Source organism: Agromyces badenianii (assembly GCF_003070885.1).
Classification (GTDB): domain Bacteria; phylum Actinomycetota; class Actinomycetes; order Actinomycetales; family Microbacteriaceae; genus Agromyces; species Agromyces badenianii.
The window spans coordinates 958,419-973,390 of sequence record NZ_CP028913.1; the positions used below are offsets into that span (position 1 = coordinate 958,419).

Here is a 14,972-nt window from a genome sequence, read left to right on the forward strand (position 1 = left end):
AATCGAAGGAGACGAACATGCTGGTGGCATTCTCAGTCGCGCCGAGCGGCACGGGCAGGAACGACGGCTCCGTGCACGACGCCGTCGCCGCGGCGGTGCGCATCGTGCGCGAGTCGGGACTGCCCAATCGCACGGACGCGATGTTCACGACGATCGAGGGCGAGTGGGACGAGGTCTTCGACGTGGTGCGGCGCGCCACGGAGGCCGTGGGGGAGTACGGCTCTCGGGTCTCGCTCGTGCTGAAGGCCGACATTCGGCCGGGGTACACGGGTGAACTCGATGGCAAGCTCGAGCGGCTCGAGGCGGAGCTCGAGCGGCACTGAGCCGGAGCCGGCCCGGCACTGAGCAGCGCCGAGCGGGCGGACGGCTGGCTGGCGGGGTGGCTCAGGCCGCTGGACGGCCGGATCATCGCGTCGCGTGACGTCACACTGGGGTGCGCCGCAGCTCGAATCGATTCGATTCATGCGAGAATCCCTTGGTGACCCTCTCTTCTGACGGGCCGACGACGCTGACGCCGGCCCGCATCCGTCTGGCGCTCCTCGCGCTGGCGCTCGGCGGCTTCGGCATCGGCTCGACCGAGTTCGTCGCGATGGGCCTGCTTCCGAACATCGCGCAAGATCTCCTGCCGGGGCTCTACGCGCAGTCCTCCGCCGAGGCGAACGCGAACGCCGGCTGGATCATCTCGGCCTATGCCCTCGGGGTCGTCGTCGGCGCCCCCACGATCGCCGCCGCTGCCGCGCGTTGGCCGCGCAAGCGACTGCTGCTCGCCCTGCTCACCGCCTTCACGCTCGGCACCATCGCCTCCGCCGTGCTGCCGACATTCGAGCTCGTGCTCATCGCCCGCTTCGTCGCCGCCCTGCCGCACGGCGCCTATTTCGGCATCGCCTCCCTCGTCGCGGCGAGCCTCATGGGCCCTGGCAAGCGCGCTCAGGGCGTCGCGCTCGTGCTCTCGGGGCTCACGATCGCGAACGTCATCGGCGTGCCGGCGATCACCTGGCTCGGTCAGGCCGCGGGCTGGCGCATCGCCTACCTCGCCGTGGCCGCGATCTTCGCCCTCACCTTCCTCGCCGTGCTCGCCGCGGTGCCGTGGCAGGCCGGCGACCCGCACGCCACGATGAAGCGCGAACTGCGCGCCTTCACTCGCGGCCAGGTGTGGTTCACCCTCGGCATCGGCGCCATCGGCTTCGGCGGCCTCTTCGCCGTCTACAGCTATGTCGCCCCGCTCGCGACGGAGGTCACCGGACTCGGCCCGTCGCTCGTGCCGACGGTGCTCATCGCCTTCGGCCTCGGCATGACGATCGGCAATCTCGTCGGCGGCCGGCTCGCCGACTGGAGCGTCCGGCGCACGATGTACCTGTTCTTCGCGCTGCTCGCGGCATCGCTCGTGCTGCTCGGCCTGACCGCCGCGCACCCGGTCGGCCTGTACCTCGGCGTGTTCCTCGTCGGCGCAGCGGCATCCGCCCTCTCGCCCACGATCCAGGCGCGGCTCATGGACGTGGCCCACGACAGCCAGTCGATCGCGGCCGCCCTCAACCACTCGGCGCTGAACATCGGCAACGGTCTCGGGGCGTTCCTCGGCGGCCTCGCGATCGCCGCCGGATTCGGCTACGTCGCCCCCGTGTGGATCGGTCTCGTGCTGACCGGAGCCGGAGCCATCCTCGCGGTCGCATCGCTCGGCCTCGACCGCGCGCGCGGTCGGCGCGGAGTCGTCGTGCCGTACGCCACCGGGGCGATCGAGTCCATCGAGTTGTGAGCCGGCCGGCGGCCAGGCGACGCATGCCGCGCCATTCCGCGGTCGGGGGATGCCTCGGCATCTTCGACCGCGATGGGCGGGGTCAGTCGGACTGCAGCAGGATGCCGTCGAGGATCGCGCGCTTGCGCAGCGCCACCTTCGTGCCGACGTCGTAGCCCGATGCGCGGTACTTCTCGCGGATGCGCTTGAGGTAGCTCTTCGCCGTCTCTTCGGAGATGCCGAGCTGGAAGGCCACCGCCTTGACCGGCTGGCCGGCCCCGTAGAGCGCCATCACCCGGCGCTCCTGTGCCGAGAGCTTCGGAGCGGTGCCCTCTTCGGCGAGCGCGAGCTCGAGCTCGGGCGTGAGGTACGACTCGCCGATGCGGGCGGCACGGATCGCCTCGATGATCGTCTCGACCGGCTCGGACTTCACGAGGTAGCCGAGCGCGCCGGAGCTGAGCGCCTCACGCACGACGGCCGGCTCGGAATAGGTGCTCATGAGCATCGTCTGCACCCCGGCCGACTTCAGCATCGAGAGCTTCAGCGAGATGGGGATGTTGTCGCGCAGGTCGAGGTCGAGCAGCACGACGTCGACGGGGAAGTCGGGGTGAGCGAGCAATTCCGACCACGATGGCACGGCGGCGATGAGCTCGATGTCGGGCGCCGCATTGCGGATCCACTCCGAGAGCGCTCCGAGGAGCATGCGGTGATCATCGACGATCGCCAGACGGATCGGTGGCGCGATGTCGGCCATTCAGCTTCCCCTCGAATGGGCCGCCCCGCGGGCGGCCGGTACACCTGCCGTGACACTCGAGTCGACTCGGCAGTCGACGTCGATGCGAAAAGACTCGTGTGCAGCAACGACGTCGTGTGTACCGACACTACCGAGTGCATCCCACGTTGCAGGGTCGACGCGGCGCCGAGACACACCTGAAACCTCGATCGAGAGCAGCAGATCGGGCACATCGGGCTCTGAGGCGTCGTCGGGCTCACGGCAGGTGACGTGAGCCGCACGATCGGCAGAGCCCTTGGACTGCTCGCCGACGAGGAACCACAGGCCGAGCAGCAGGCCGTCGCGCTGGTCGCCCGCGAGCAGCCCGGCGAGCCCGCCGGGGTCGTCGACCGTGACGCGCTTGCTGAGATAGGCGGACTCGGTGACGGCGTGCCGGAGCCAGGTGTCGTTGCGGCCTTCGATGAGCCGCACGCGGAGTCGTGCGGCGAGGGTGCCCGCGAGCTCGGCGGATTCCGGCGGAATCGGAATCGCGATGCGACCCGAGCCGACATCGTCGAGCAGCGACTCAGCGGCGAAGTCGAGCTGGGCGAGCTCTTCGGAGGCGCGCATGCCCACGGCGGTCCTCGGCGTGGCGACGGTGCTCTGCACGAGCGAGAGGTCGAGTTCGCGACGCACGAGCCGGCGGAAGCCACGGATCGCGATCACCGCGACGGCCATGGGCAGCACAGCGGATGCCGCGACGATCACCCCGGTCACGGTGTGACGGCCGGCCGACTCCAGCTGGAGCAGTGCCGCCGTCGCGAGCACGAGTCCGATCGCGCTCGCGACGGTCATCGGAATGCGCGTGCCCCTGATCGCCGCCACGGGCATGAGCACCGCGCCGGCCGCTGCCGCCGCGGTCGGAGTCACTCCGAGGTGCAGCAGCCCCTGGGTCACGCTCAGGTCGAGCCACACGGGAGCGATGAGGGCGACGAGGAGGATGACGTAGAGCCAGTCGGGCAGGGGGGTGTCGCGGGACACCGTGCGGGAGACCACGCCGATGCCGACGACGCCGGCGAGCGCCAACCACGCGGGCCACGGGCCGGGCCCGGGGGGGAAGGTCGAGGCGAGGGCCATCGCATGGGCGAGGTGCCCGGCGATGACGAGGCCGGAAGCGAAGGTGATGCCGGTGGCCAGGCGGCGCCCGCCATGACTCTCGCGAACGTCGCCCGCGGCCCGCGCGGAACGGGTCGGTCGACGGAACGGCCGGCTCAACGTGGTCGCGAGGTGCAGTTCGTTCATGGCTTCGGCACCTCGAGCATCACCGTGGTGCCCGAGCCGGGCGAGGAGAAGATCCGGGCGCGGCCGCCCACCGTGCTCAGCCGGCCGACCACCGACTCGGCGTAGCCGAGGCGTGCGCCGTCGACTTCGACGGGCTCGAAACCTGTGCCGGCGTCGGTGACCATGGCGCGCACCGTGCGGTCGTCGTCGCTCACCGTGACATCCGCCTGGGTGACACCGGAATGCCGGCGCACGTTCTCGAGGCACTCGCCGAGTGCACCGATGAGCGCGTCGAGGGTGTCCCGAGGCAGAGCGAGGCGGCCCGCGCCGTGCCAGTTCACGTCGAGGCCCATGCGCGCGAACCGCTGGCGCACCGACTCGAAGGTCACCCCGAGGCTCTCGTCGTCGGATTCCGGCGAGAAGATCGCCGTCGAGCCGCGATCGAGCGGCGCGCCGAGCCGCAATTGCTTGAGCAGGCGGGCATCGTCGCCCGCCTGCTGCCGCAGGGCACTGGCGCCGACGCCGACGCCCGAGTGGGCGAGCAGGCTGAGCGTGGCGAGCACGGTGTCGTGCAGCACTCTCGCGTCTTGGCGCTGCTGCGACTCGAACTCGCTCGCCAGTCGCTCCGCTTCGTGCGCCCTGCCGACCTCGTTGATGCGCTCGGACGCAGCCGAGATGGCGCGATCGAGCCAGATGCCGATCGCGACGTTCGCCGCCCAGCCCATGAGCGCGCCGATCGCCACGGTCGTCATCTCGTGTCCGGTGATCGCGATGATGCCGATGGCCACGAGCGTCGCCGCGACGAGTCCGAGCACGATGAAGGGCCCGTTGGGGCGCACGATGAGCGGGATCGCCACCGACGAGGCGGTGACGCTCGCCGTGATCGCCATCGCGGCGACCGCGCTCGGGCTGATCACCGGGGCCGCCCCGAGCACGCTGATGAGCGTGATGGAGCACGCGACGGCGACGAGCGCAGCGAAGACGGCGCCGCGGACGGTGTACAGGGCGATGAAGGTTCCGGCCGCGAGGGTCAGCAGCGAGGCGATCACGAGTTCGACGCCGCTCGTCGTCGCGGGCACGAGGAGGCATGCGAGCGCGCCGAGCGCACCGCTCAGCCCCGAGACCCGCGCGAGTCGCCGCAGGAGACGGTCGCGTTCCTTGTGGATGCGCTTCACGACACCCCCCTCAGCACGGCGGCGCCAAGGAAACGGCGTCGTCACTCTCGAAGAGTAGCGGAGTCGACGACGGTGCGTGAGTGTCGGGATGCTGCGCTCGGCGACGACGGTCGAGCAGCCGGATCGACGAATGGCCGGGCGTCACGCGGCGAGGAGTTCGGCGAGCACCCGGCGGATCGCGTGGTCTTCGATGAGGAAGGCGTCATGGCCGTACTCCGAGAAGACGACCACAGGTGCGCGCCCGTGGATGCTGCGAGGCAGCCCGCTCGCGATCTCGGTCTGCCCGGCCAACGGGAAGTACCGGTCGCTGTCGATGCCGACGACGAGGCTCTTCGCTCGCACACCGGCCAGTGCAGCGGCGGTGCCGCCTCGCCCCCGGCCGATGTCGTGCGAGTTCATCGACTGCGTCAGCACGATGTAGCTGTTCGCGTCGAAGCGGCGCGTGAACTTGTTGCCGTGGAAGTCGAGGTAGGACTCCACCGCGAAGCGGCCCTCGCCGGCCAACGGGTCGATGTCGGACTGCCAGCTTCGCTCGAACCGGTGGTTCAGCTCGGCGGCCGTGCGGTAGTTGAGCATCGCCATGCGCCGTGCCAGGGCGAGCCCTCGCGTCGGGCCCTCGCCGTCGGGCGCGTCGTAGAACTCGCCGCCGCGGAACGCCGGGTCGGTGCGGATCGCCTCGATCTGCACCGAGTTCAGGGCGATCTGGTCGGCGGAGGTGGCCGCGGGCGCCGCGAGCACGGCGATGCGCTCGACCGCGTCGGGCGCCATGACCGCCCACTCGAGCACGTGCATCGCCCCCATCGAGCCGCCGACGACGGCTGCGAAGCGCTCGATGCCGAGCTCTCGGGCGAACGCGATCTGCGCGCGCACCTGGTCGCGGATCGTGAGGAACGGGAACCGGGTGCCCCACTCCGCCCGGTCGGGCGCGAGCGATGCCGGCCCGGTGGACCCCTGGCATCCGCCGAGCACGTTCGGGGCGACCACGAACCAGCGGTCGGTGTCGATCGCGAGGCCCGGGCCGACGACGCCGGGCCACCAGCCGGCGCTCGGGTGCGCAGGCCCTGCCGAACCGATGACATGGCTGTCGCCCGTCAGGGCGTGCAGCACGAGGATGGCGTTGTCGCGAGCCGGAGACAGGGTGCCCCACTGCTCGTACGCGATGCGCACGTCGGGAAGCACGCGCCCCGACTCGAGCGGCACCTCGCCGAGCTGCACGAACCGGCGATCGCCGACGGGGTCGCCATCTCGCCACGCACCCGTGGCGGGGGCGCGACCGGCGAGCGATGCCGCCCGCGCTTCAGTGACGATGCTCGCGGGCACCGCGTCGGCCGTCGTCTGCCAGTCCATCTCTCGATTCTTCCCGAAAGGCCACCCGGTCGTGGTTTGTTACGTGCGCCACCGGTCGCGGTTCGTCACGTTGCGCCGGTCGCGAAGGATCGCGCACATGCCCCTCATCGATCCGTCGATCTTCGCCCTTTCCCGAGCGAGGAAGGGCCAAGATCGACGGATCGACGGATCGATGGATCGATGGATGGATGGATGGATGGATCGACGGATCGATGGATCGACGGATCGACGGATCGATGAGAGACGAACGGATGCCGCGAGCCCCCGGGCGGGCTCGCGGCATCCGTTCGTCGTCGCGTGGCGGACGTCAGATCCGCGAGGCGTCCGTGGCGGCGCGCGCTGCGGCGAATCCGGCCTCGAGGTCGGCCTTCAGGTCGTCGACGTTCTCGATGCCGACGGAGAGGCGCACGAGTCCGGGCGTCACGCCCGTCGTGAGCTGCTGCTCGGGGGTCAACTGCGAGTGCGTCGTCGAGGCCGGGTGGATGACGAGCGATCGCACATCGCCGATGTTGGCGAGGTGGCTGAAGAGCGAGAGGTTGTCGACGAGCGCACGGCCCGCGTCGACGCCGCCCTTCAGCTCGAACGAGAGCACCGCGCCGACGCCCTTGGGCGCGTACGCGTTCGCCGCGGCGTACCACGGGCTCGACGGCAGTCCGGAGTAGTTGACGCTCGCGACGTCGGGGTGGCCGTCGAGCCACTCCGCGATCTCCTGCGCGTTCTGCACGTGGCGCTCGATGCGCAGCGAGAGCGTCTCGATGCCCTGGATCAGGAGCCATGCGCTGTTCGGCGAGATGGCGGCACCGAGGTCGCGGAGCAGCTGCACCCGGGCCTTGATGATGTAGGCGAGCCCGTCGCCGACCGCTGCCGTGTAGCTCGCACCGTGGTACGAGGGGTCGGGCTCGGTGAGCCCCGGGAACCTCTCGACGTTCGCCGACCACTCGAATCGGCCGCCGTCGACGATGACACCGCCGATGGTCGTGCCGTGTCCGCCGAGGAACTTGGTGGCCGAGTGGATGATGATGTCGGCGCCGTGCTCGAACGGGCGGATCAGGTACGGCGTCGCGATCGTGTTGTCGACGATGAGCGGCACGCCGGCCTCGTGCGCGAGCTCCGAGACGAGGCCGATGTCGAGCACGTTGATCTTCGGGTTGCCGATCGTCTCGGCGAAGAAGAGCTTCGTGTTCGGGCGCACGGCCCGGCGCCACTCCTCGGCGTCGTCCTGGTTCTCGACGAAGGTCGCCTCGATGCCGAGCTTGGCGAGGGTGTACTTGAAGAGGTTGTACGTGCCGCCGTAGATCGACGACGACGAGACGATGTGGTCGCCGGCCTGCGCGATGTTCAGCACGGCGAACGTGGCCGCGGACTGCCCGGAGGCCACGAGCAGCGCACCGGTGCCGCCCTCGAGCGCGGCGACGCGCTCTTCGACCACGGCCTGCGTCGGGTTCTGGATGCGCGTGTAGATGTTGCCGAACTCGGCGAGCGCGAAGAGGTTCTGCGCGTGCTCGGCATTGTTGAACACGTACGACGTCGTCTGGTAGATCGGCGTGGCGCGAGCATTGGTCACCGGGTCGGGCGCGGCCCCCGAGTGCACCTGCTTGGTCTCGAAGCGCCAGTCGGCAGTCTCGGTCATGGAAGTCCCCTCAGTGAACGGCTCGGGCGGGTCCGCCGCAGCTTTCGAGCCACGTTAGGGGGGTGCAGTAGGGCGGGCAACGGATGCCGCAACACGGCGTCACGCGCGAGGCATCCGGTCGCCCGGCTCGCCCGTTCGCCCGGTCGCGCGCGTCGCTACCGCCGCTCGCCCTCGGGCGGCAGCACGATCGTGCCGGTCGCGGTGGAGGGCTCGGGACGGAACAACCACCGCGCCCGAGGCTCGACGAGGGGCCGGAACACCCGACGAACGGGTTTCAGCGAGAGCACGATCGAGATCGCGACGCAGAAGACGATCATCGCGGGCAGCACCCAGAACGGCTGCTGGCCCGCGAGCACGCCGGTCTCCCGGAACGGGAACAGCACGAAGGTGTGCAGCAGGTAGATGTACAAGGTGGCGGTGCCGAACGGCGTGAACCACTGGGCGCTCCGCGGCATCAGCACGAGGAAGGCCACGGTGAGCAGCATGGCGAAGAGGAGCAGCCCGAGCCGGATGGCGCCCGACCACGGTTCGTCGTAGCCGATGCCCTCGTACGACTCGTCGTAGAGCATGAATCGGCGCAGCTTCAGGTCGCGCCAGGTCTCGATCGCCGCGGGCATGACGGCGAGCGTCGTGCCGAACAGCAGGATCGCGCCCGCCCGCCAGCGCCAGGCGACGGCCCGGCCGAGCTCGAGCCAACGGCCGGTGAGCTGCCACTGCCGCAGCTTCCACCCGAAGACGAAGAAGGGGAGCATGCCGAGCGTGCGCGAGAGCGCCAGGGTCGAATCGATCGTCTCGGCGTAGCCGGCACCGATCGAGATGGCGATCGAGATGAGCAGCGGATAGCGCAGCAGCACGAGGTAGGGCAGCACGATGCGCCACACCGCGAGGGCGATGAGGAACCAGAGCGTCCACGAGGCGGTCGTGAAGTCGAGTGCGAGCTCGCCGCCGAGGAGCCACCGGATCACCGACCAGATCGTCTCGAAGATGAAGTACGGAAAGACGATGTCGGTGAGGATCTGCCGCAGCGCCCGCGAGTTCGGCGGGCCCGATTTCGCGAAGTAGCCGCTCACGGTCACGAAGACCGCCACATGGAAGGAGTAGATGAAGAGGTACACGCTGTAGGCGCTGTTCGACTCGCCGATGAGCGGCAGGATGCCGTGCCCGATCACGACGAGGGTGATCGCGATCCAGCGGGCGTTGTCCCACAGGGGGACACGTCTGCGCTTGGTCGGAGTCGCCTGCGGCCTCGTGTCCATCAGTCCATTCAACCGCACACGGGTTGCCCGGCACGGCAGAATGGGCGCATGGGTGAGTTGAGGGCGGTCGTGACGGGTGCGAGTTCGGGCATCGGTGAGGCGACGGTGCGCGCCTTCCGCGCCGCCGGATGGGACGTCGTCGGCGTGGCCCGCCGCGAAGACCGTCTGCAGGCGCTCGCCGCCGAGACCGGGGCATCCGTCGTCGTCGCCGACCTCACGAGACAAGAGGACGTCGACCGCCTGCGCGACCACCTGGCTGCGACCGGGCCCGTGCACGCGCTCGTCAACAACGCCGGCGGCGCGAAGGGCCTCGACTCCGTCGAAGCCTCCGAGATCGACGACTGGGCGTGGATGTTCGAGGTCAACGTGCTCGCCCTGAAGCGCGTGACGAGCGCCCTGCTGCCGTTGCTGCGAAAGGGCGCCGTCGACCGCGGCGTCGCCGACATCGTCAACGTCACCTCGATCGCGGGGCACACGGCCTACGTGGGCGGCGGCGGGTACAACGCCGCGAAGTTCGCCGCGCACGCCCTCACCGAGGTGCTGCGGCTCGAACTCAACGGCGAACCGCTGCGGGTCATCGAAGTGGCTCCGGGAATGGTGAGGACCGACGAGTTCGCCCTAGTGCGCTTCGGCGGCGATCGCGCGCGAGCCGATGCCGTCTACGACGACGTGCCCGAACCGCTCGTCGCCGACGACATCGCGGCCGTCATCGCCGACGCGGTGCAGAAGCCGCGGCACGTCGACCTCGACCTCATCATCGTCAAACCCGTCGCCCAGGCGGCACCGCATCGGCTCACGAGGGGGCCGCTCGCCGTGCGCGCAGACGGCGACCGGTCATGATCAGGCCCCTCGCACCGGCCCCGCGCCGCCTCGCGTGGGAGCGATTCACAGCGGGGCCGCTGTTCGCGCTCGGCGCCGCGTTCATCGTGGCCTACTCGGCGCTCGTGCTCGATCCGGACCTCCCGGCCGACGTGAGCTGGGTGCTGAGCCTCGTGCTCATCGTCACGTGGATCGTCTTCATCGTCGACCTCGCGGCGCGCATCGTGCTGACCCCGCGCGGCGACAGGTGGCACTTCGTGTGGACGCATCCGATCGACGTGCTCTCGGCGGTCCTGCCGGTGTTCCGCGCGTTCCGGGTGCTCGTGCTGCTTCGCGAGGTGCCCTACCTGCAACGCCGCAGCGGCGCCGCCGTGCGCACGAACATCGTCGTCTCCGCGATCTGCTATTCGGTGTTCTTCATCTACTTCATCTCGCTCGCCACGCTGTCGGCCGAGCGGAACGCTCCCGGCGCCACGATCACGAGTTTCGGCGAGGCGCTCTGGTGGGCGGTGGTCACCGTCGCGACGGTCGGCTACGGCGATGCCTACCCCATCACGATCGCCGGCCGGCTCTACGCGGTGCTGCTCATGATCGGTGGGGTCGCGATCGTCGGTACCGCGTCGGCGACGATCATCTCGCTCATCAACGAGCGCATCGGGCAGGCGCGGCACGAGCGTCACGGCGAGACGCGCGCCGTGTCGCCGATCGAGCCGACGACCGTGTCGACGGCCGAGTCGCCGGCCGACCCGTCGGCCGCGCCGCCTGCCGACCCGCCGGCCTGACTCGAGGCCGACGCCGGCTGCGTGCGCCGGATGCTCGGCGGATACCCTGAGGGCATGACCTTCGATGCCAATGACGCCGGCCTCGGATCGGGCGCCGTCCGGCGCGAGATCCTCACCTGGGACGAGTTCGGCGATGCCGCGCGATCGCTTGCCGAGGATGTGCTCCGCTCGGGGTTCCGCCCCGACGTCGTGATCGCGATCGCCCGCGGCGGCCTGCTGCTCGCGGGGGCGATCTCGTACGCCCTCGGCACGAAGGCGTGCGGCTCGATCAACGTCGAGTTCTACTCGGGCATCGACGAGCGCCTGCCCGAGCCGGTGCTGCACCCGCCGATGCTCGATGCGCCGGCGCTCGGCGGCAAGCGCGTGCTGCTCGTCGACGACGTCTCCGACTCGGGGCGCACCCTCGCGAAGGTGCTCGGCCTGCTCACCGACGAGGGCGCCGACGTGCGCACCGCGACGCTCTACACGAAGTCGCACACCGTGCTCGCACCCGACTTCGACTACCGCCGTACCGACGACTGGATCGTCTTCCCGTGGTCGGCGTTGCCGCCAGTGGCGGCAACGGCGGCCGACGCCTCGACCGGAGCGGCGTGAGCGCCCGCCCGGCGCTGTTGCCGTGCTCGTCGCGTGGCGCGATCGGGGGTTGAGATGGCCGCCACGCTCGACGAGCTCGCGGCAGCCGGAATCGTCGATGACGAGTGGGCCGCCGCCCTCGCCCCCGTGGGCCCGCAGCTCGCCGTGCTCGGCGAGTTCCTGCGCGCCGAGACGGAGGCCGGACGCGGGTACCTGCCGGCCGGCGACCGGGTGCTGCGCGCCTTCGCTGCGCCGCTCCGCGACGTGCGGGTGCTCATCGTCGGCCAGGACCCGTACCCCACGCCGGGGCATCCGATCGGCCTCTCCTTCGCCGTCGATCCGCACGTGCGCCCGGTGCCGCGGAGCCTCGCGAACATCTACCGCGAGCTCGCCGACGACCTCGGGGTCGTGCCGCCGACCCATGGCGATCTCACGCGCTGGAGCACGAACGGCGTCATGCTGCTGAACCGGGTGCTGACCGTGCAGCCCGGCGCCCCGGGTTCCCACCGCGGCAAGGGGTGGGAGCAGGTCACCGACCATGCCATCCGCACGCTCGTCGCACGGGATGCCCCGCTCGTCGCGATCCTGTGGGGGCGGGACGCGCAGCACCTCAAGCCGCTGCTCGGCGACACGCCGCTCGTCGAATCGCCGCACCCGAGCCCGCTCTCGGCATCGCGCGGCTTCTTCGGGTCGCGGCCGTTCAGCCGCGCCAACGCCCTGCTCGAGGCGCAGGGCGCCGACCCCGTCGACTGGAGCCTGCCGGGCTGAGCGGCGGGGCCGGCAGGAGCGCGATCGCGTAACCCGTCGGCAACACGCCGCGGGTATTCTGGGCGCCATGCTGGAAGAGGAATACCAGGAACGCCGGGTGCTGCCGCCGCACCTTCGAAAGCCGGCGACCCCCGAGGCACCCTTCGAGTACACGCTCCGCGATGCTCGCGCCGCCGACCTTCCGGCGGTGCGCGAGATCTACAACTACTACGTCGCCAACTCGACGGTCACCTTCGACGAAGACGCCATGACGCTCAAGGAGTGGAAGGCGAAGTTCGCCTACCTGAGCAAGCTCGGCATGCCCTTCCTCGTGGCGGAGTCGCCCAGCGGTCAGCTTCTCGGCTACGCCCTCGTCTCGCCGTGGAAGCAGAAGCGCGCCTACCGCTTCACGGTCGAGAACTCGATCTACCTCGGCCCGGCCGCATCCGGCAAGGGGCTCGGCCGGGCGCTGCTCGCCGAATTGATCGAGCGGTCGAAGGCGGCGGGCCTCAAAGAGATGATCGCCGTCATCGCCGATCAGGGCGCCGAGGCGTCGATCGGGCTGCACGAGAAGTTCGGCTTCGAGGAGATCGGGCGCATGGGCCGAGTCGGCTTCAAGTTCGAGCGCTGGCTCGGCACGGTGCTGTTGCAGAAGTCGCTGAAGTAGCGAGCGGGCGAGGTCGCAGGCCCGAGCGAGCGGATGCCTCGGGCTCGCGTCAGACGACGAGGCCGAACTCGACCTCGGCGGCGAGCATCGCGAGCAGCACGGAGGCGAGCCCGGTCGCGAGCAGCAGGCCCGGGTGGGCGAGCCCGATCACGATCCGGCGCAGCCGGGGGCGCCCCTCCAGCAGTGACACCGGCACCTCGGTCGCCGCCGGAACACCGCCCCATCCGCGCAGGCGCGCGAGGAACCAGGAGCAGCGCACGATGAGCGCCGCCCAGAGCACGCCGGCCGCGACCGGGGTGAGGGCGGCGAGCACTTCGAACCCGATGCCCGTCAGCTCGTCCTCCTTGCCGTCGGCGGCGAGCTGGATCGAGGTCGAGATCGCGGCGCCCAAGACGACCGAACCCGACCAGGCGACGAATGCGAGCACGAGCGTGAGGTAGCGCGCGAAGAAATGACCGAACACGGACTCACGGTGCGCGAGATGGTCGCGGGGCGTCGCCCGCAGCACCACGATCGTCGCGACGAGGCTCGGGGCGACGAGCAGCACGAGCAGCAGCGCCCAGGCCCAGGTGGGCCAGTCGAGGAACGCGGCGAGCACGATCACGGCGCCGAGCAGCGCCGCCCACGCCGACCCCCACAGCAGGGGATGCCGCGTGATCGACCCGCCGATCGCTGAAGCCCTGCCGGGAGAGTCGCGTCGCCGAGACGCCGGGCCATCGGCTCGGGCCTCGGCGGGTCCGGCCGGCGCCGGGGACTCGTTCCCTGCATGCATGGGCCCACGATAGCGCCGTCGTGCCGCCCTTGGCCGTAGGCTCGAAGTCATGACGGCGCTGCACGATCACACGGCCCTCGAACTCCACCAACTGCTGCAGCGCGGCGACGTCTCGCCGGTCGAGCTGACCGAGCACTATCTCGCCCGCATCGAACGGCTGAACCCCGAGGTCGGCGCCTTCGCGACCGTGACCCCCGAGGCCGCGGTCGAACGAGCGCGGCAGGTGACGTCGCAGTTGCCGAAGGCGGCGCCGCTCTGGGGGCTGCCGCTCGCCGACAAAGACCTGCACCGGCGAGCCGGCGTGCCCGCCGGGTTCGGTTCGCGGGCCTTCACCGGTTTCGTTCCCGACGACTCCGACGAGCTCGTGCGGGCCGTCGATGCCGCCGGCGCCGTGAGCCTCGGCAAGTCGCAGACACCCGAGTTCGGGCTCCCCTCCTATACCGAGGGGGCCGGCGTGCCGCCGACCCGGAACCCGTGGAAGCTCTCGCTCGGCGCCGGCGGCTCGAGCGGGGGAGCGGCCGCGGCCGTGGCATCCGGAATGCTGCCCTTCGCGCCGGGTTCCGACGGCGGCGGGTCGATCCGCATCCCCGCCGCCTCGTGCGGGCTCGTCGGCGTGAAGCCCTCGCGCGGCAGAGTGCCCGCCGGCTCGGGGCTCACGAGCCTCGCCGGTCTCGGGGTCGCCGGGCCGATCGCCCGCACGGTCGCCGATGCGGCGCTCCTCCTCGACGGGCTGATCGCCCCGACCGGCTATCCGGCGGCCCATCGCTTCTCGGTGCGGGCGCCCGGCGACGACGGCCCGTTCCTCGGCGCCGCCATTCGCGGAGAGGGCCGGTTCCAGGTGGGGGTGATGACCGACTCGCCGTGGGATGACGCATACGAGATCGTGATCGCCGCCGAGGCGCGAGCGGCGCTCGAAGTCGGCATCGAGGCGCTCGACGGGCTCGGTCACGGAATCGAGGCGATGGCTCCGGTTCCCGAGCCGGGCTACGCCGCGGCGTTCCGCACGATCTGGCAGGCGGGGGCCGCGACGATTCCCGTCGACGGCGAGGCCGAGGCCCTCCTCGAACCGCTCACGCGCTGGCTGCTGCTGGTCGGTCGTGCGGTGCCGGCGCGTCAGCTCGCCGAGGCGCTCGCCTGGCTGTCGGGGTTCGAGGAGCGGGTCATCCGCCGATTCGCCTCGTTCGACGCGGTGCTCACGCCCGCGCTCGCCCTGACCCCGCGGCCCGTCGGCTGGTACGACCCCGACGACGGCGAGCGGAACTTCGGGCAGCAGGTGCAGTTCACGCCCTTCACCTCGTTCGTGAACGTGGCCGGCCTGCCGGCGATCACGGTGCCGGTCTCCGAGACCGTCGACGGTGTGCCGATGGGGGTGCAGCTGATCGGGCGTCCAGGCGGGGAGGCCACGCTGTTCGCCCTCGCCGCACAGATCGAGCGTCGAGCGCGACGGAGCAGGCGGACCCCGGCGCTCTGGTGAGCGCT

At 70.8% G+C, this 14,972-nt stretch carries 15 protein-coding genes; 8 read left to right on the plus strand and 7 right to left on the minus strand.

Annotated elements, in window-relative coordinates; translation table 11 throughout:
* Window positions 1-17: 17 nt before the first annotated feature.
* Together DCE93_RS04580 and DCE93_RS04585 are read left to right on the plus strand one after the other, a co-directional pair.
* Window positions 18-323, plus strand: coding sequence for a thiamine-binding protein (locus DCE93_RS04580; protein WP_108596588.1), 306 nt, complete (start codon window positions 18-20; stop codon window positions 321-323).
* Window positions 324-478: 155 nt separating this feature from the next.
* Window positions 479-1,753, plus strand: a complete 1,275-nt coding sequence (locus tag DCE93_RS04585) for an MFS transporter (protein WP_108596589.1) — start codon at window positions 479-481, stop codon at window positions 1,751-1,753.
* An 82-nt stretch (window positions 1,754-1,835) separates the two neighbouring features.
* On the opposite strand, the gene DCE93_RS04590 is transcribed toward DCE93_RS04585, so the two are convergent.
* From DCE93_RS04590 to DCE93_RS04615, 6 genes are all read right to left on the minus strand, one after another.
* Window positions 1,836-2,486 carry a response regulator transcription factor gene (locus DCE93_RS04590; protein WP_108594843.1) on the minus strand — a complete coding sequence of 217 codons (651 nt, stop codon included), beginning with the start codon at window positions 2,484-2,486 and terminating at the stop codon, window positions 1,836-1,838.
* Window positions 2,487-3,746 carry a hypothetical protein gene (locus tag DCE93_RS04595; RefSeq protein ID WP_108594844.1) on the minus strand — a complete coding sequence of 420 codons (1,260 nt, stop codon included), beginning with the start codon at window positions 3,744-3,746 and terminating at the stop codon, window positions 2,487-2,489.
* The gene (locus DCE93_RS04600) at window positions 3,743-4,900 is read right to left on the minus strand and encodes a sensor histidine kinase (protein ID WP_108594845.1); all 1,158 of its coding nucleotides are present in this window, start codon (window positions 4,898-4,900) and stop codon (window positions 3,743-3,745) included. The genes DCE93_RS04595 and DCE93_RS04600 overlap by 4 nt, the downstream gene beginning before the upstream one ends.
* A 141-nt stretch (window positions 4,901-5,041) precedes the next feature.
* Window positions 5,042-6,247 carry a homoserine O-acetyltransferase MetX gene (metX, locus tag DCE93_RS04605; RefSeq protein ID WP_108594846.1) on the minus strand — a complete coding sequence of 402 codons (1,206 nt, stop codon included), beginning with the start codon at window positions 6,245-6,247 and terminating at the stop codon, window positions 5,042-5,044.
* 307 nt (window positions 6,248-6,554) lie between these two features.
* Complete coding sequence (locus DCE93_RS04610; protein ID WP_108594847.1) at window positions 6,555-7,877, minus strand: bifunctional o-acetylhomoserine/o-acetylserine sulfhydrylase; 1,323 nt, start codon at window positions 7,875-7,877, stop codon at window positions 6,555-6,557.
* Between the two features lie 155 nt (window positions 7,878-8,032).
* Window positions 8,033-9,133, minus strand: a complete 1,101-nt coding sequence (locus tag DCE93_RS04615; RefSeq protein ID WP_108594848.1) for an acyltransferase family protein — start codon at window positions 9,131-9,133, stop codon at window positions 8,033-8,035.
* 48 nt (window positions 9,134-9,181) lie between these two features.
* Here DCE93_RS04615 and DCE93_RS04620 point away from each other — a divergent pair, with 48 nt between their 5' ends.
* From DCE93_RS04620 to DCE93_RS04640, 5 genes are all read left to right on the plus strand, one after another.
* Window positions 9,182-9,973 (plus strand): SDR family NAD(P)-dependent oxidoreductase, encoded by a 792-nt coding sequence (locus DCE93_RS04620; RefSeq protein ID WP_108594849.1) that lies wholly within the window; start codon window positions 9,182-9,184, stop codon window positions 9,971-9,973.
* Window positions 9,970-10,734 carry a potassium channel family protein gene (locus tag DCE93_RS04625; RefSeq protein ID WP_108594850.1) on the plus strand — a complete coding sequence of 255 codons (765 nt, stop codon included), beginning with the start codon at window positions 9,970-9,972 and terminating at the stop codon, window positions 10,732-10,734. Before DCE93_RS04620 ends, DCE93_RS04625 begins: the two co-directional genes overlap by 4 nt.
* A 54-nt stretch (window positions 10,735-10,788) precedes the next feature.
* The gene (locus DCE93_RS04630) at window positions 10,789-11,328 is read left to right on the plus strand and encodes a phosphoribosyltransferase (protein WP_108596590.1); all 540 of its coding nucleotides are present in this window, start codon (window positions 10,789-10,791) and stop codon (window positions 11,326-11,328) included.
* A gap of 54 nt (window positions 11,329-11,382) precedes the next feature.
* On the plus strand, window positions 11,383-12,075 hold the full coding sequence (locus DCE93_RS04635) for a uracil-DNA glycosylase (RefSeq protein ID WP_108594851.1): 693 nt from the start codon (window positions 11,383-11,385) through the stop codon (window positions 12,073-12,075).
* 67 nt (window positions 12,076-12,142) lie between these two features.
* Window positions 12,143-12,721 carry a GNAT family N-acetyltransferase gene (locus DCE93_RS04640; RefSeq protein WP_108594852.1) on the plus strand — a complete coding sequence of 193 codons (579 nt, stop codon included), beginning with the start codon at window positions 12,143-12,145 and terminating at the stop codon, window positions 12,719-12,721.
* Between the two features lie 49 nt (window positions 12,722-12,770).
* Here the strand turns inward: DCE93_RS04640 and DCE93_RS04645 are convergent, their stop codons facing one another.
* Window positions 12,771-13,493 carry a hypothetical protein gene (locus DCE93_RS04645; RefSeq protein WP_108594853.1) on the minus strand — a complete coding sequence of 241 codons (723 nt, stop codon included), beginning with the start codon at window positions 13,491-13,493 and terminating at the stop codon, window positions 12,771-12,773.
* A gap of 49 nt (window positions 13,494-13,542) precedes the next feature.
* Here DCE93_RS04645 and DCE93_RS04650 point away from each other — a divergent pair, with 49 nt between their 5' ends.
* Window positions 13,543-14,967, plus strand: a complete 1,425-nt coding sequence (locus tag DCE93_RS04650) for an amidase (protein WP_108594854.1) — start codon at window positions 13,543-13,545, stop codon at window positions 14,965-14,967.
* The last annotated feature ends 5 nt before the right edge of the window (window positions 14,968-14,972 follow it).

Coding starts and splice junctions, on each gene's coding strand:
- DCE93_RS04580 (WP_108596588.1), top strand. CDS start 18: ATGCTGGTGGCATTCTCAGTCGCGCCGAGCGGCACGGGCAGGAACGAC.
- DCE93_RS04590 (WP_108594843.1), bottom strand. CDS start 2,486: ATGGCCGACATCGCGCCACCGATCCGTCTGGCGATCGTCGATGATCAC.
- DCE93_RS04595 (WP_108594844.1), bottom strand. CDS start 3,746: ATGAACGAACTGCACCTCGCGACCACGTTGAGCCGGCCGTTCCGTCGA.
- metX (WP_108594846.1), bottom strand. CDS start 6,247: ATGGACTGGCAGACGACGGCCGACGCGGTGCCCGCGAGCATCGTCACT.
- DCE93_RS04610 (WP_108594847.1), bottom strand. CDS start 7,877: ATGACCGAGACTGCCGACTGGCGCTTCGAGACCAAGCAGGTGCACTCG.
- DCE93_RS04615 (WP_108594848.1), bottom strand. CDS start 9,133: ATGGACACGAGGCCGCAGGCGACTCCGACCAAGCGCAGACGTGTCCCC.
- DCE93_RS04620 (WP_108594849.1), top strand. CDS start 9,182: ATGGGTGAGTTGAGGGCGGTCGTGACGGGTGCGAGTTCGGGCATCGGT.
- DCE93_RS04625 (WP_108594850.1), top strand. CDS start 9,970: ATGATCAGGCCCCTCGCACCGGCCCCGCGCCGCCTCGCGTGGGAGCGA.
- DCE93_RS04630 (WP_108596590.1), top strand. CDS start 10,789: ATGACCTTCGATGCCAATGACGCCGGCCTCGGATCGGGCGCCGTCCGG.
- DCE93_RS04635 (WP_108594851.1), top strand. CDS start 11,383: ATGGCCGCCACGCTCGACGAGCTCGCGGCAGCCGGAATCGTCGATGAC.
- DCE93_RS04640 (WP_108594852.1), top strand. CDS start 12,143: ATGCTGGAAGAGGAATACCAGGAACGCCGGGTGCTGCCGCCGCACCTT.
- DCE93_RS04645 (WP_108594853.1), bottom strand. CDS start 13,493: ATGCATGCAGGGAACGAGTCCCCGGCGCCGGCCGGACCCGCCGAGGCC.
- DCE93_RS04650 (WP_108594854.1), top strand. CDS start 13,543: ATGACGGCGCTGCACGATCACACGGCCCTCGAACTCCACCAACTGCTG.